Raw genomic sequence first — 10992 nt, 5'->3', positions numbered from 1 at the left:
GCCCAGCGGCGCCTGGAAAGCGGCCAGCGCCGCCGCCGTGCCGCCGCCGGAGCCGCCGGGCACCCGCTCGACGTCCCACGGATTGCGGGTAGGGCCGTAGGCGGAGTTCTCGGTCGACGAGCCCATCGCGAACTCGTCCATGTTGGTCTTGCCAAGGATCGGGATGCCGGCCGCACGCAGCCGGGAAGTGAGGGTGGCGTCGTAGGGGGACCGCCAGCCCTCGAGGATCTTCGATCCGCAGGTGGTGGGCATGTCGACCGTGGTGAACACGTCCTTGAGTGCCAACGGCACGCCGGCCAGCGGCGACGCCAGCGGCTCACCGGCGGCCAGCGACTTGTCGACCGCGCCCGCCGCAGCCAACGCCTGCTCTGCGGCAACGTGCAGGAAGGCGTTGTACCGATCGTCGGTTGCCTGGATCTGGTCCAGGCAGGCCTGGGTCAGCTCTGTGGACGACAGCTCCTTGTCGGCGATCTTGGCGGCCAAGCTGGCGGCGTCCAGCCGGACGATGTCGGTCATTGCGGCTCACCGAGGATCTTGGGAACGGCGAAGCGGCCGTCGACGGCCTCGGGCGCCTGGGCAAGCGCTTCCTGCTGGGTCAGGCACGGCGTGATCTCGTCGGTCCGGGTGACGTTGACGTCTTTGAGCGGGTTGCCGGTCGCTTCGACGCCGGTGACGTCGACCGCCTGGATCGCACTGACGTGGGTCAGAATGGCGTCGAGTTGGCTGGCAAAGCTGTCCAACTCGGCGTCGGTCAATGCCAGGCGGGCCAGCCGCGCCAGGTGCGCGACCTCCTGACGGGAGATGCGGGAGATCTGGGACACGACCGAAAAGCCTAATCGTCAGGCCAGCGGCGCCGTCACGCAGCCGAGGGCGGCCCAGCCGAAATGCCGTCGGCGGATCGCTGTGTCACAGTGTGCGCGTGCCGTCGTATCTCCTGCGCGTCCAGCTGGTGGACCGACCGGGCAGCCTCGGTTCTCTGGCCGTGGCGCTCGGCTCGGTCGGGGCCGACATTTTGTCGCTCGATGTGGTGGACCGCGCATCCGGGTATGCGATCGACGACCTGGTGGTCGAGCTGCCGCCGGGGGCGATGCCGGACACCTTGATCACCGCGGCCGAAGCGCTCAAGGGCATCCGGGTAGACAGCCTGCGGCCGCATACCGGGCTGTTGGAGGCTCACCGTGAGCTAGAGCTTCTCGACCATATCGCCGCGGCCGGCGACAACGATTCCAGGCTGAAGGTGCTGGCCGACGAAGCGCCGCGGGTGCTGCGGGTGGGCTGGTGCACGATAGTGCGCAAGATCGGCACCGGCCTCGATGTGATGGTCGGCAGTGCGGGCGCGCCGGAAACGAAGGTGGAGTCGGCGCCGTGGTTGCCGATCGAGCGCGTGGAGGCGTTGGACGGTGCCGCCGAATGGGTTCCGCGCGCGTGGCGCGATATGGACACCACCTTGGTGGCGGGGCCTCTCGGTGATCCGCACACCGCGGTGATGTTGGGCCGACCCGGTGGACCGGCATTTCGTCCGTCGGAGGTGGCGCGGTTGGGATATCTGGCCGGGATCGTCGCGACGATGCTGCGCTGAACGCGCGCCGCTCCTTGAATCAGCGGGGCTCGGCGGCCTGGAGCACCGCGTCGACCACATGGCGAATACGGCCGGCGGCCTGATCGGGGTCGGGCTGGCCGGCGTCAAGCCAGGCGATGACGGCGTCCGTGGTGAGGCTGGGCAAAAGGTGTGCTGCCCAGCTCCGCCACCGCTCGTCGGCGATGCCGGCAAGGTGGCGGCGCGTGATCTCGGTCCCGTTCTCGTGGAGAGTTTCGATGACGTCTCGAAATTCGGGTTCGCGGGAGGCATAGCGAAACAGCAGCCGGAAGGCGTCCGGATCAGCAGCGGCTGCACGCACTAGCGCGGGGATGCTGCCATCGTCGAACTCGTCGCCGCCGGTGGCCTGGCGGAGCCGGCGGTAACCGTTGTCGAGCACTTCGCGGTAGAGGTCAGCCTTCGACGCGAAGTGCCGGTACAGGATCACCGGACTGATACCGGCTTCCGCGGCGATGACATCGAGGCCAGTGTTGGCGAAGCCGGCGCGGGCGAAGGCTCGAGTGGCGGCGTCGAGGATCTGTTCACGCCGTTGCGCGCGGGGCAGCCGTCGCGTCGGCTCGGCTCGGGCAACCGTCACCGCAACCTCCCCCTCTTGTTTAAAGGAAAGTTTACAACTAACCTTGTCCATAGCATCTTATACAAGAGCGCCCTTACTTGGAGGATGCGGTGACCACATCAGCCCAGCTGCCGTTTCCGCAGATGCATCCCCTCGAATTCCCGCCCCCACTGCGTGCGTTGCAGACCCAGGGCCCTATTCATCGCATCCGTACGCCGGCAGGCCACGAGGGATGGCTGGTCACCGGATATGCCCAGGTGCGGCGGTTGCTCGACGACGATCGACTCGGTCGCGCACATCCGAAGCCCGACACCGCCGCGCGCATCGGGCAGTCGGCATTGTTCGGTGGCCCGCTGGGCAACTTCGACACTGAAGAGGCCGACCACGCACGGATGCGTTCGCTGCTGCAACCACACTTCTCGCCCAGTCACCTGCGGATGCTGGTGCCAAGGGTCGAAGCGCTCACCAGCGGGCTGCTCGACGCATTAGCGCAACTGGGCCCTCCAGCCGACTTGCACGCGAAGTTAGCTGTGCCGCTGCCGATTTTGGTGATCTGCGAGCTACTCGGTGTGCCTTACTCCGATCGTGACCAGTTCCGCGGGTGGACACAGGACACCGCCAACGTGTGCGATCACGTCCGCTCAGAGCAAGGCATGGCCGAGTTGTTCAGCTACAGCCTGAAGTTGGTTGAGCACAAACGCGCCCATCCCGACGACGACGTGATCTCTCGACTCTGTGCGACCTCTGGCGTCTCCGACGTCGAGGCAGCCCTGCTATCGATGGCATTGCTCTTTGCCGGACACGAGACCACCGTCGTTGCGATCGGACTGTCCGCACTGATGTTGTTGACGAATCCACCTCAGTGGCAGGCGCTTCTGGCTGACCCCACGATGATTCCGATCGCGGTCGAGGAACTCTTACGCGCAACGACATCCGGCGGCGGCGTCGGCGGCATACCCCGCTATGCGCGCATAGATTTCGAGATTGACGGCGTTGCCATCGACGCCGGAGACTTAGTGCTGCTGGACATTGGATCGGCAAACCATGACCCGGCGATGTTCGGCCAACCAGACCGTCTCGACATCTTCCGCAAGGAAGCACCTCATGTCACCTTCGGGTACGGTGCACGTTATTGCATTGGGGCACCGTTGGCGCGTATCGAGCTGAAAACCGTGCTAACCCAACTCATTCCACGGTTTCCGTCGATGCACCTGGCGGTGGATCCGGCGACGCTGACTGTGCGTAGCGACGTGCTGGCCGGCGGCCTCGTCGAACTACCCGTGTCCTGGTGAGTCGAGCTGGGTCATTACTCGACGGCTGAAATACCGGCCGGCCCGTCGGCCAGCAGCTTCCGGAATCCCTCTTCGTCGAGGATCGGCACACCCAGCTCGACAGCCTTGTCGTATTTCGAACCGGGCGAATCACCGGCGACGACGTAGTCGGTTTTCTTTGACACCGAGCCGGCTGCCTTGCCGCCGCGGGCCACGATGGCCTCCTTGGCGTCGTCGCGCGAGAACCCGGTCAGCGATCCGGTGACCACGATGGTCAGGCCCTCCAGCGTCCGCGGCACGCTGGTGTCGCGCTCGTCGGCCATCCGTACGCCCGCTGCCCGCCACTTCTCGACGATCGCGCGATGCCAGTCGACGCTGAACCACTCGGTGACTGCGGCGGCGATCGTCGGTCCGACGCCCTCCACCGCGGCCAGCTGCTCGGTCGACGCCGACATGATCGCGTCCATGCTGCCGAACTCGGTGGCCAGCGCCCGCGCGGCCGTCGGTCCCACATGACGGATCGACAGCGCCACCAGCACCCGCCACAGCGGCCGCGATTTCGCCTCGTCCAAGTTGGCCAGCAGCCGCTTGCCATTGGCCGACAGCGCCCCGGCTTTCGTCCGGAAAAGCTCCGTGCGCAACAGGTCGTCCTCGGCGAGGCTGAACAGATCACCCTCGTCTGCAATGACCTTCGCCTGCAGCAGCGCGATACCCGCCTCGTAGCCGAGTCCCTCGACATCCAGCGCGCCGCGGCTGGCGACGTGAAAAACACGTTCCCGCAGCTGCGCGGGGCACGATCGAGCGTTGGGACAACGGATATCGGCGTCGCCCTCCTTGGCCGGCGCCAACGTGGTGCCGCACTCGGGACACGTTGTGGGCATGACGAATTCGCGTTCGGAGCCGTCGCGCAGATCGACTACGGGGCCCAGCACCTCGGGGATCACGTCCCCGGCCTTGCGGATCACCACGGTGTCGCCGATCAGTACGCCCTTGCGCTCGACCTCCGAAGCGTTGTGCAGGGTAGCCAGCCCGACGGTCGAGCCGGCGACCTTCACCGGTGTCATGAACGCGAACGGCGTGACCCGCCCAGTGCGACCGACATTGACGCGGATGTCCAGCAGTTTGGTCTGCGCCTCCTCGGGAGGATATTTGTAGGCGATCGCCCACCGCGGCGCCCGCGAGGTCGAACCCAGCCTGCGCTGCAGGGCAACCTCGTCGACTTTAACGACGACACCGTCGATTTCGTGGTCGACATCGTGGCGGTGCTCGCCCCAATAGTCGATCTGCTGCTGCACGCCGGCTAAATCGTCGACACGTTTGGTGTGCTCGGAAACCGGTAGCCCCCAGGCCGCCAACGCCAGGTACGCCTCATGCAGGGTGGCCGGGCGAAAACCTTCGGTGTGCCCTATGCCGTGGCAGATCATCCGCAGTTTGCGACGTGCGGTCACCGCGGGATCCTTTTGCCGAAGCGATCCCGCGGCGCTGTTTCGCGGATTGGCGAACGGCGATTTTCCGTCGGCGACCAAAGCGGCGTTAAGCGCTTCGAAGTCGGCGATCCGGAAAAACACCTCTCCGCGCACCTCGAGCACCGCGGGTATCGAGAAGTCGTCGCTGGCCTTGAGCCGCTCGGGCACGTCGTCGATCGTGCGGGCGTTCAGCGTGACATCCTCACCGGTGCGGCCGTCCCCGCGGGTGGCCGCCCGAGTGAGGCGGCCGTCGCGGTACACCAGCGACAGCGCCACTCCGTCGATCTTCAGTTCGCACAGGTAATGGGCCTCGTCGCCGACTTCGGCGCGGATACGGGCGGCCCAGGCGGCGAGTTCCTCCTCGCTGAATGCGTTGTCCAGGCTGAGCATCCGCTCCAGATGTTCGGCCGGCATGAAGTCGGTGGCAAAACCCGCGCCACCGACCAGCTGGGTGGGTGAATCGGGTTTGCGCAGCTCGGGATATTGCTCTTCGAGGGCGATGAGCCGGCCGAACAGTTTGTCGAACTCCGCATCGGAGATGATCGGCGCGTCGCGCACGTAGTAGCGGAACTGGTGTTCGCGGACGTCGTCGGCCAGTTCCTGCCACTGTCGCCGGATGTCGGGTGCGACCGAATCAGCCTCTGCTGAGCTCACCTTGGCAGGTTATCCGAGGTCTCCGACGAGAGCGCCGTCACTGTTCGACGTATGCCCGCAGCCGGTCGATCGCCGCGTCCCAACGACGCGACAACGCGGTCAGATAGTCGCTGGCTTGCGCCAGCGGTTCGGTGCGCAAGGTCCAGATGCGTTCACGTCCTCGCCGGCTGCTACTGACCAATCCCGCCACCTCCAGCAGCTGCAAGTGTTTGGTCGCGGCCTGCCGTGTGACCGGAATCGCTTGGCTGACTTGAGAAGTCGAGCTCGGCCCACCCTCGCATAGCCGGGCGATGATGCTCAGACGGTTGAGGTCGCCGAGTGCGCTGAAAACGGGGCATACCGGCACCGCACGGTCGACCGCGATCGGTGCACTCACACCGTTTGATCCTCCGCGGCCGCCGGATGGCCGACCTGCGCCAGGTACTTCTGCACCAGCCGGACCTGGTGGGCCCAGCCTCCGCTGTTGGCCTCGAACGCATCGGAACGGCGCGGTTCCGGCAGGGCGTCGAAACCGGATTCGACGACGGTCAGCAGCACGCCGTCGGGAGTCTCCGTCAAGGTGAACTCCACCAACGTGGTGGGCTCCTCGTCGTCGTCCGGCTCGCCGGCGCACGGATGCCAGCGGTATGCCAACCTTGTCGGAGGTTCGACCGCGCCGATCTGCCAGGTGCTTTGGTTTCCGGCATGCGGCTCTTGGAGTTTGGCGACGTCGTCGTCGACGGTGGTCGGCGTGATCGTCGCGGTGACCGATTTCCCAGCGACGAAAGAACCGTCGAAGCGGACGCCGAACCAGCGGCCGAATTCTTCCGCCTCGCTGATGGCCCGCCAGACCCGCTCCAACGGCGCGCGTAGCACAACCTGCTTTACGATTCGATCTGTACTCATATGCAACCTCCTGGTTGCATATGAGTACAGCACGTCCAGCGTTGATATGCAACCGTTTGGTTGCGTGTCGGTTTCGCTAGATGGCATCGGGGTCTTCGGCGAACGCCTGCGCCGCCCGTCGGGCCAGCTTGATGGCGGTGCGGGCCCACTCCGGGGTTGCGCCGGCCAGACCGCATGCCGGGGTGATGCCGATCCGCTCACGCAACTGTGGGCGGGCGAAAGCGAGTCGGTCGGTGATCGCGACGGTGGCGGCGGCGATTTCTTCGACTGACGGTCGCTGCGCAGGGGCGCTGGCAGGCACGACGCCGAGCATCACCGTTCGCCCCGATTCGACGAATTCCGCGATACCGTCGAGGTCCGCAGTGTGCCGCGCGGTCCTGGCGTCGACAGATACCGCATGAAAACTGCTGGCTTGCAACAGGTTCCACGGCAATGGCGATGCACAACTATGCAGCAGCACATCAGCGCCCGCAGCGGCGACACAGGTGTCGAGCGCTGCCCTGGCCAGTGCCTCGTCGATCGGGTCGACCGTGGTCAACGCGGTGACGCCGGTCAGCTGCCCAGCCAGGGCCGCCGGGAGCGACGGCTCGTCGAACTGCACCACGACCGGTGTGTCGAGCCGGCGTGATACCGCAGCGCGGTGGGCGGCGACGCCCTCGGCCAGTGACGCGGCGAGGTCGCGCACGGCGCCGTGGTCGGTGATCGCCCGGTGTCCGTTGGCAAGCTCCAACTCGGCCGCTAAGGTCACCGGCCCGGCGGCCTGCACCTTGACCGGGCGGCCGCTGCCGCGCAGACCCGCCTTTTCCCATGCCTCTTCCAGCGCGTCGATGTCCTCGTCGAGCAGGCTGGCCGCCCTGCGCATCACCGCGCCGGGTCGGGCGGCGATGCGATAACCGCGCGGCACGGTGTCGATGGCCACGTCGATGAGCAGCGCGCCCGCACGCCCGATCATGTCGGCACCCACTCCGCGGGCGGGCAGCTCGACAATGTGGGCCAACGCGTCGGCCAGCTCACCGACGACGACCTCGGCAGCTTGGCGCGGTGAGTCGCCCGGCCACGAGCCGTTGCCGCTAGCCGTTGCGAAAACACTCATCGGCCAACCGTATTCGACGCCGCGCCAACACCGGGGCCAGGGTCGCTACCGGGAGCCGGGCCCCGCACGTAGGCTCGACGCAGGAAGGATCCTGACGAGATGTCGCACGTGGCGGTAGCGACGCGCGCGCTGGTGTGGTGTTGCGCGACGTTGGTGGCCGCCGCATGCACCCGTGTGGTGGATGGCGCAGCGGTTCCCGGATTCGGATTCCACGGTGTCATGTCGGCTCTCGACGTCGAAGAAGTGCTGTTGGACCAGTCGCGGATGCGCGCGATCACCGGCACGGGGGACGACCTGACGATCATCCCGACGATGGACGGCAGCCAACTGGTGGACCTGGACTCGCTGGCCCAATCAGCCCCGCCGCAATGCCGGTTCTTCTACGCCGACAGCTCAACTTTTGGACCGGATGTCGAGCAGTTTCACAAGACGACGTTCCAGTACCCGCCGAAAGGTGCGCTGATCTCCGAAGGCGCTGCTGGATATCGCGACGCCGAGACCGCGCGCCGCAGCTTCAACACCCTCGTCACCACCGTGGAGCACTGCGCGGCCACTTCGGCGGGATGGCTGTTGGTCGGCGAATGGAACACCGAGGAAGACTCGTTGCACACCCGACCGGGCGCCTGCGGGCGCGATTATCGGGTCAAGTCAGTCGTTTTGCTGGAAGTCACCTTCTGCGGTTTTCCCGAGTCGGTGCCCGACATCGTGATGACCAACATCACGGCAAAGGTGCCCAGCTAACACAGCTATGAGGTGCCGGCGACGGTGGCGCTGCCGATCACCTCGTCGCCGTCGGGGTCTGGGCGATACAGCACCAGAGTCTGCCCGCAGGCGACGCCCCGCAACCGATCGTGCAGCGCAACCACGAGCGCGTCGCCCTTCGATTCCGCTGTGGCCGGAACAGTTTCGCCGTGGGCACGGACCTGAACCACGCACTCGACGGGTCCCCGCGGCGCTGTTCCGGCGGTGAACACCGGTTCGCGTCCGATCAGTGCCCACACGTCGAGGTCGGCGGCCTCACCCACCCGTACGGTCGCGGTGTCGGCATCGATCGCCGTCACGTAGCGAGGCCGACCGTCGGGGCCGGGACCGGCGATGCCCAGTCCTTTGCGCTGCCCGATCGTGAACCCGTGCACCCCCTCATGTTCGGCCAGCACCGTGCCGCGCGCGTCGACCACGGTGCCCCGACGGACCCCGATGCGCTCGCCGAGAAAGGCCCGGGTGTCTCCGGAAGGAATGAAGCAGATGTCATAGCTGTCAGGCTTTTCCGCGACCGCCAGGCCGCGGCGGGCGGCCTCCGCCCGAATCTGTGGCTTTGGTGTGTCGCCGACCGGGAACGCCGCGTGGCGTAGCTGGTCGGCGGTGAGCACGGCCAACACGTAGGACTGGTCCTTGTCCCGGTCGACCGCCCGGCGCAGTCGTCCACCGGAGAGCCGGGCGTAGTGGCCGGTGGCCACGGCGTCGAAACCCAACGCCAGCGCGCGCGCCGACAGCGCCGAGAACTTGATCCGCTGATTGCACCGCACGCAGGGATTGGGAGTCTCTCCGCGGCCATAGGACGTCACGAAGTCGTCGATCACGTCTTCCTTGAACTTCTCCGCGAAATTCCATACGTAGAAAGGGATTCCGAGCACATCGGCGACTCTGCGGGCATCGCCGGCGTCCTCCTTGGAGCAGCAGCCTCGCGAGCCGGTCCGCAGCGTGCCGGGTGCACTGGACAGCGCCAGATGCACGCCGACCACGTCGTGGCCCGCGTCCACCATCCGCGCAGCAGCCACCGAGGAGTCGACGCCGCCGCTCATCGCGGCGAGAACTTTCATCGCGACACCCCAGCAGCGGCCAGTGCGGCCTGCCGCGCGCGGGACACCGCACCAGGTAGCACCTGCAGCGCAGCGTCGACGTCGGCGTCGACGCTGGTGTGCCCCAGCGACAATCGCAGCGAGCTACGGGCACTGGCCGCATCGGCACCCATCGCCACCAGCACATGCGACGGCTGTGCGACGCCCGCGGTGCACGCCGAGCCGGTCGAGCACTCGATTCCGTTGGCATCCAGCAACATGAGCAGCGCGTCGCCCTCGCAACCGTCAAACGTGAAGTGGGTGTTGCCAGGCAACCGCAGCTCCCGCGCACCGTTGAGGTGGGCGTCTGGAACCGACGCCAGAACGCCGTCGATCAGCCGGTCTCTCAGGGAGCGGAGCCGCTCGCTGTTGGCCTGCAGCCCGTCGACCGCGATCTGCGTCGCCGTCGCCGTCGCGACAGCACCAGCGACATCCGGTGTGCCAGAACGGATGTCGCGCTCTTGACCGCCACCGTGCGTTAGCGGCACACAGCCGACGTCACGACGCAACAGCAACGCGCCGACACCAGGCGGACCACCGAACTTGTGCGCCGCCAAACTCATTGCCGACAGGCCGCTGGCGGTGAAGTCGACCGGCAGCTGGCCCACCGCCTGGATCGCGTCACTGTGCATCGGCACATCGAATTCTGCTGCGATCGCGGCGAGTTCAGCGATCGGCATGACTGTGCCGACCTCGTTGTTGGCCCACATCACCGACACCAGCGCCACGTCGTCATACCCGTCGAGCGCGTCGCGCAACGCGGCCGGTGAAACTGACCCATCCGAATTGGTGGGCAGCCAAGTCACCTCGGCGCCTTCGTGTTCGGCCAGCCAGCTCACCGAGTCGAGGACGGCGTGATGCTCCACCGCGGTGGCGACGATGCGCCGATGGCGCGGCTGAGCGTCGCGGCGCGCCCAGTAAATCCCTTTGACGGCAAGATTGTCGCTTTCGGTGCCGCCCGCGGTGAAGACCACCTCCGAGGGACGCGCGCCCAGCTTGTCGGCGATCAGCTCGCGCGACTCCTCCATCCGGCGGCGCGCCGCGCGGCCGGTGGTGTGCAGCGACGAAGCATTACCGACGGTTCCCAGGACAGCCGTCATCGCCTCGATGGCTGCGCGATACATCGGGGTGGTGGCGGCGTGGTCCAGGTACACCATGACCCGCCCAGGATACCGGCGGCCTGCAGACGCCAACGGCCCCGCACGCAAGGTGCGGAGCCGCAGCGAATGGGGTTAGCCCTTGCGGGCTTTGACCGCCTCGGTGAGCTGCGGGGCCACCTTGAACAGGTCGCCGACCACGCCGTAGTCGGCGATCTCGAAGATCGGGGCTTCTTCGTCCTTGTTGACCGCGACGATGGTCTTGGAGGTCTGCATGCCGGCGCGGTGCTGAATCGCCCCGGAGATGCCCAACGCGATGTAGAGCTGGGGCGACACCGTCTTGCCGGTCTGGCCGACCTGGAACTGGCCCGGGTAGTAGCCGGAGTCGACGGCGGCCCGCGAGGCGCCGACCGCGGCACCCAGCGAGTCGGCCAGCTCTTCGACCACCCGGAAGTTCTCCGCGCTGCCGACCCCACGTCCACCGGACACCACGATGGCGGCCTCGGTCAGCTCGGGGCGGTCGCCGGCCACGGCG

General features: G+C 67.0%; 12 protein-coding genes and 1 pseudogene (1 of these 13 only partly in view). 3 read left to right on the top strand and 10 right to left on the bottom strand.

Annotated features, from left to right (window positions below; all coding sequences use genetic code 11):
- Together ACFE99_RS00065 and gatC are read right to left on the bottom strand one after the other, a co-directional pair.
- Nucleotides 1-516: pseudogene (locus ACFE99_RS00065) on the bottom strand (amidase family protein) (it extends 911 nt beyond the left edge of the window).
- The gene (gene gatC, locus ACFE99_RS00060; RefSeq protein ID WP_375481361.1) at nt 513-812 is read right to left on the bottom strand and encodes an Asp-tRNA(Asn)/Glu-tRNA(Gln) amidotransferase subunit GatC; all 300 of its coding nucleotides are present in this window, start codon (nt 810-812) and stop codon (nt 513-515) included. The pseudogene ACFE99_RS00065 and the gene gatC overlap by 4 nt, the downstream one beginning before the upstream one ends.
- 107 nt (nt 813-919) lie before the next feature.
- Between gatC and ACFE99_RS00055 the strand changes: the two genes are divergently transcribed.
- Nucleotides 920-1579 carry an amino acid-binding protein gene (locus ACFE99_RS00055; RefSeq protein WP_375481221.1) on the top strand — a complete coding sequence of 220 codons (660 nt, stop codon included), beginning with the start codon at nt 920-922 and terminating at the stop codon, nt 1577-1579.
- Between the two features lie 19 nt (nt 1580-1598).
- Here the strand turns inward: ACFE99_RS00055 and ACFE99_RS00050 are convergent, their stop codons facing one another.
- Entirely contained in the window at nt 1599-2174 is a 576-nt protein-coding gene (locus ACFE99_RS00050; RefSeq protein ID WP_375481219.1) for a TetR/AcrR family transcriptional regulator, read from the bottom strand.
- Nucleotides 2175-2296: 122 nt separating this feature from the next.
- Between ACFE99_RS00050 and ACFE99_RS00045 the strand changes: the two genes are divergently transcribed.
- Nucleotides 2297-3445, top strand: a complete 1149-nt coding sequence (locus ACFE99_RS00045; RefSeq protein WP_375481359.1) for a cytochrome P450 — start codon at nt 2297-2299, stop codon at nt 3443-3445.
- A gap of 14 nt (nt 3446-3459) precedes the next feature.
- Here ACFE99_RS00045 and ligA read toward each other — a convergent pair whose 3' ends face one another.
- The 4 genes from ligA to ACFE99_RS00025 form a co-directional block, all read right to left on the bottom strand.
- On the bottom strand, nt 3460-5544 hold the full coding sequence (gene ligA / locus ACFE99_RS00040) for an NAD-dependent DNA ligase LigA (protein WP_375481217.1): 2085 nt from the start codon (nt 5542-5544) through the stop codon (nt 3460-3462).
- A gap of 37 nt (nt 5545-5581) precedes the next feature.
- A complete protein-coding gene (locus ACFE99_RS00035; protein WP_375481215.1) occupies nt 5582-5920 on the bottom strand; it encodes an ArsR/SmtB family transcription factor in 339 nt (112 codons plus the stop codon).
- A complete protein-coding gene (locus tag ACFE99_RS00030; protein WP_375481213.1) occupies nt 5917-6429 on the bottom strand; it encodes an SRPBCC family protein in 513 nt (170 codons plus the stop codon). The genes ACFE99_RS00035 and ACFE99_RS00030 overlap by 4 nt, the downstream gene beginning before the upstream one ends.
- 76 nt (nt 6430-6505) lie before the next feature.
- Nucleotides 6506-7522, bottom strand: a complete 1017-nt coding sequence (locus ACFE99_RS00025; RefSeq protein ID WP_375481211.1) for a methionine synthase — start codon at nt 7520-7522, stop codon at nt 6506-6508.
- Between the two features lie 108 nt (nt 7523-7630).
- Between ACFE99_RS00025 and ACFE99_RS00020 the strand changes: the two genes are divergently transcribed.
- Nucleotides 7631-8263 carry a sensor domain-containing protein gene (locus ACFE99_RS00020; RefSeq protein WP_375481209.1) on the top strand — a complete coding sequence of 211 codons (633 nt, stop codon included), beginning with the start codon at nt 7631-7633 and terminating at the stop codon, nt 8261-8263.
- Between the two features lie 5 nt (nt 8264-8268).
- Here the strand turns inward: ACFE99_RS00020 and mnmA are convergent, their stop codons facing one another.
- From mnmA to ACFE99_RS00005, 3 genes are all read right to left on the bottom strand, one after another.
- Nucleotides 8269-9342, bottom strand: a complete 1074-nt coding sequence (gene mnmA / locus ACFE99_RS00015; protein ID WP_375481207.1) for a tRNA 2-thiouridine(34) synthase MnmA — start codon at nt 9340-9342, stop codon at nt 8269-8271.
- On the bottom strand, nt 9339-10517 hold the full coding sequence (locus ACFE99_RS00010; RefSeq protein WP_375481205.1) for a cysteine desulfurase family protein: 1179 nt from the start codon (nt 10515-10517) through the stop codon (nt 9339-9341). The genes mnmA and ACFE99_RS00010 overlap by 4 nt, the downstream gene beginning before the upstream one ends.
- A 75-nt stretch (nt 10518-10592) precedes the next feature.
- On the bottom strand, nt 10593-10992 hold a 400-nt coding region (locus tag ACFE99_RS00005), incomplete at its 5' end, for an electron transfer flavoprotein subunit alpha/FixB family protein (RefSeq protein ID WP_375481203.1).

It is taken from the genome of uncultured Mycobacterium sp. (assembly GCF_964249325.1).
Taxonomy (GTDB): domain Bacteria; phylum Actinomycetota; class Actinomycetes; order Mycobacteriales; family Mycobacteriaceae; genus Mycobacterium.
Note: the sequence above shows the minus strand (reverse complement) of the source record. Positions and strands in the feature narration are given on the sequence as shown.

Bases quoted from the DNA above. Each gene is read 5' to 3' on its own strand.
- ACFE99_RS00045 (WP_375481359.1), top strand. From the start codon at position 2,297: ATGCATCCCCTCGAATTCCCGCCCCCACTGCGTGCGTTGCAGACCCAG.
- ACFE99_RS00030 (WP_375481213.1), bottom strand. From the start codon at position 6,429: ATGAGTACAGATCGAATCGTAAAGCAGGTTGTGCTACGCGCGCCGTTG.
- ACFE99_RS00025 (WP_375481211.1), bottom strand. From the start codon at position 7,522: ATGAGTGTTTTCGCAACGGCTAGCGGCAACGGCTCGTGGCCGGGCGAC.
- mnmA (WP_375481207.1), bottom strand. From the start codon at position 9,342: ATGAAAGTTCTCGCCGCGATGAGCGGCGGCGTCGACTCCTCGGTGGCT.
- ACFE99_RS00010 (WP_375481205.1), bottom strand. From the start codon at position 10,517: ATGGTGTACCTGGACCACGCCGCCACCACCCCGATGTATCGCGCAGCC.